This is a genomic window from Candidatus Egerieousia sp. (assembly GCF_056211015.1).
Map to the genome: position 1 here is coordinate 1 of NZ_JBAELF010000016.1, position 3,909 is coordinate 3,909.

General features: G+C 47.7%; 3 protein-coding genes. All 3 read left to right on the plus strand.

Annotated features, from left to right (window positions below; translation table 11 throughout):
• Positions 1–407: 407 nt before the first annotated feature.
• Positions 408–1,133, plus strand: a complete 726-nt coding sequence (locus AC06L3_RS01205) for an SIMPL domain-containing protein (protein ID WP_475668801.1) — start codon at positions 408–410, stop codon at positions 1,131–1,133.
• A 461-nt stretch (positions 1,134–1,594) separates the two neighbouring features.
• Positions 1,595–2,200, plus strand: a complete 606-nt coding sequence (locus AC06L3_RS01210) for a hypothetical protein (RefSeq protein WP_475668802.1) — start codon at positions 1,595–1,597, stop codon at positions 2,198–2,200.
• Between the two features lie 120 nt (positions 2,201–2,320).
• Complete coding sequence (locus AC06L3_RS01215; RefSeq protein WP_475668803.1) at positions 2,321–3,745, plus strand: flotillin family protein; 1,425 nt, start codon at positions 2,321–2,323, stop codon at positions 3,743–3,745.
• Positions 3,746–3,909 lie beyond the last annotated feature (164 nt).

The following is a 3,909-nucleotide window of genomic DNA, read 5'->3' on the forward strand; positions in this document are numbered from 1 at the left end:
ATACCGCAACCGCGCGATACGACCTGTGTGAACTGGATGTCTGCCATAGTCTAATGTATATTGGTGTATATAATATAGACGGGCGTCAACCCTTTTCATGAACTTTGGCGACTACAAATTATGTCATGAGGGTTTCATTATCTCAAAGCTTATAGTTCACCATCCGGCTCCAGCGGGGTGTGGAAAGGCGTGATTTGCGCCCGGAATACACTTCCGGAATCAATCAGGGTGTGAAAAGGCGTGATTTGCACCCGGAATGTCACAGGGCGGCCGCTGATGCATTATTTGTTGTCGCTCCTGAGACGGGAGGAATTTATGGAACGATATTTGATAGGAGCAATGATGCCTGCGGAAGGTGAAAATACTATCGCAGGTGGATTGATAAGAACTTAAAAAGTCAGAAGATTATGAAAAAGAGTTTTATGATTATGGCGGCAGTTGCTGCAATGTGTTTCCTGATGGTTGGCAACAGGGCCGTGGCTCAGGAGAATATGAAATATGTTGAAGTTACCGCCAAGGTTGATAAGCAGGTGGTTCCGGACGAGCTGATTCTGAATATCACCGTGTATGAGAAGGATTTGAAGAAACCTCAGACTCTGGAGAGCGTTGAAAAAGAGATGATCAAGGTGGTGGCCGATCTGGGTTTGAATCCCAAGGAGGTCATGACAATAGACGATATGGGCGCCGCCCTGCGCAGGAAGTTCCTCAAGAAGGATGAGGTGCAGGAGAGAAGGTCATACACTTTGAAGCTTTCCAATGCCAATCAGCTTGCAATCTGTATGGACAGCTTCGGCCGGATGGGTATTTATGATATGAATCTCGGTCAGATGAAGGTTTCAACCGAACTTGAGAAGCAGACAAAGGATGAGTTGCTTGCAGCTGCTGCACGTCAGGCAAAGGAGAATGCGGATGTACTCACCGGAGCCCTTGGTGCAAAGACTGGAAAACCTATTTATATTCAGTCATATTACAACATTGCCCAGGGCGGTTATCAGCCAAGATACATGCTCAAGTCAATGACTATGCTGGATTCAGCAGAGGGTGCGAATGCGGTACAGGGAACCGAACTTGATGTTGACAAGGTTTCAGTGAGCATCAGCGTTACTTGCAGATTTGAAATCGATACCAAATAGCTGCCTGATTGCGGCAGTCACTTCATCTGAAAAATTCCGCCTTTCCGTGGCGGAATTTTTCATATTCCAGTGACCTGCCGCTTAAGTTTATTCCCGCTCCGGGCTATACCGAACTTGCTGCTTTTCGCAACTCTTCGCTTTCTTGCCGCAAGTTTTCGCATTCCAGCAAGTTCGCGCCCTCCGCTAGGCCGCTGATGCGGTTTTTCTTTCATTGGGGCTCTGCCCCAAACCCCGCTGCACCGCTCCCGGGCTATACCGAACTTGCTGCTTTTCGCAACTCTTCGCAGTCTTGCCGCAAGTTTTCGCATTCCAGCAAGTTCGCGCCTTCCGCTAGGCCGCTGATGCGGCCTTTTTCGTGACCTGCCGCTTTTTTTCGTACGAAGAAGCAATTTTTTAAATATTTATTGTAAAACAATAAAATTTTGTATATTTGCAGTAATTATTTATCAAAACATTTGGATATGGAATGGTGGAATTCATTGAGCCTCCCTATGCAGATACTCTGGGGAGTGACTTTGGTAGCTTCTTTGATTTTTGTAATTCAGAGCGTGATGACCTTCATTGGGGCCGATGCTGACTCTTCGGATTTTTCCACTGACGATGGCGATTTCAGCGGAGCCGATGGGACGGATTCCGATTCTGACAGCGGCTCCAACCTGCTCACATTCAGGAACCTTGTGAATTTCTGCCTGGGCTTCGGCTGGTCGGCGATTCTCCTTCAGCAGTCAATAGACTCCGTTGCCTTGCTTATGTTCATAGCAGTTGCAATAGGCGTAGGACTGGTTGCTGCCATAATGTATCTTTTCAAATGGATGAATTCCATGCAGCAGTCCGGGAACATAGATCTGTATCAGTGTGCAAGCGGTTGCGAGGGCAGCGTTTATCTCAAAGTTCCAGGCGAGCGCAAAGGCGAGGGAAAGGTTCAGATTACCATCAATGGTTGTGTGAGGGAATATGACGCTGTCACCGACGGGCCTGCAATACCTACCGGAGCCTGCATAAAGGTGGTTGAGGTTGTGAACAACAGCACGGTCCTTGTTGAGGAGGCGGGTGCCATGATAATTTAACTCAAGTTTCGCAAGCCTTCTGTAAGTTCTTGAAAAAGGATAAGTTAAATGCTTGCGAAACTTGAGCGGTTGGATCAAGCATCGCTGTAGAAGAATATTAACCTTATAAATTATAGTATCATGTACATCTATCTTATTGTTATCATTGTAGTGGTTCTTTTCGTGAGCCTTTCAGCCATCATGGCAAGGTACAAGAGATGCCCTTCAGACAAGATTCTTGTAATCTACGGAAAAACAGGAAGAAACAAACAGGGTGGCATTTCATCTGCAAAGTGCGTGCATGGAGGCGCTTCATTCATCTGGCCTGTGTTCCAGAGCTATGCGTTCATGGACCTCACACCTATATCAATAGAGTGCAACCTTACGAATGCGCTTTCAAAACAGAATATCCGAGTTGACGTTCCTTGCCGCTTCACCGTTGCAATTTCAACCGAGCCGGACAACATGACCAATGCCGCAGAGCGTCTTCTTGGTCTCTCAACCGAGGATATACGCAATATTGCAACGGATATTCTCTTCGGTCAGCTCCGTCTTGTGATTGCAACAATGGACATTGAGGAAATAAACTCCGACCGTGACAAGTTCCTTGCAAACGTAAGCACGAACGTTGAGGCCGAGCTCAGGAAAATCGGTCTGAAGCTCATCAATGTGAACGTCACCGATATCCGTGATGAATCCGGTTATCTCGAGGCTCTTGGAAAGGAGGCTGCGGCAAAGGCTATCAATGACGCCAAGAAGAGCGTTGCCGAGCAGAACCGCTATGGTGAGATTGGTAAGGCCGAGGCCGACAGGGACAAGGATATCAGAATTGCCGAAACATCAAGGGATACACGTATCAAGACAGCCGATGCCAATGCAAAGGCTGTTGAAGGTGAGAACAACTCAAAGATAGCAATCGCCCAGTCAGACGCCCTGCGCCGTGAAAGACAGGCGGAGGCCGAGCGTCAGGCAGTGGCCGCTGAGAAGGTTCAGGCCGCAAAGGCGCTTGAGGAGGCTTACAAATCGGAGCGTGACGCCGAGCTTGCACGTGCCGAGAGGGAGAAAGCCACACAGATGGCAAACATTGTGGTTGCCGCTCAGATAGAGAAGGAGAAGGCAATCATTGAGGCTGAAGCCCTTGCAGAGCAGTTCAGAAGAAAGGCCCAGGGTGAGGCTGATGCAATTTACGCAAAGATGGAGGCTCAGGCACGCGGTACTCTTGAGATTCTCTCAAAACAGGCCGACGGTTTCAACAGAATGGTTCAGGCCGCAGCAAACGATCCTCAGCAGGCAGTGCTCATGATGATAGCGGACCGCTTGCCGGAACTCGTGAAGACTCAGGTGGAGGCAGTCAAGGGCATAAACATAGACAAGGTCACAGTATGGGACAATGGTTCGGGCAAGGATGGAAAGACCGCAACCGCAAACTTTGTTTCAGGTCTCATGCAGTCGGTTCCACCGTTGGAGGACCTTTTCAAGATGGCCGGAATGAACCTCCCTTCATATCTCAAGGGCAAGGAGACCCAAAGCGCCGAGGTGGTTGAAAATGCTGAATCCGCTGAATGATTTTCCACTGGCGATAGTAACAGATAACTCAAGTTTCGCAAGTGAATAAAATATAAAATAAAAAAGGCTAAAGTGTTTGATAATTCATTGATTATCACTATATTGTGGTTGAAAACAAAACAAATATAGTCCTTTAGCCATGAACAAAAATAGACAAATAATCA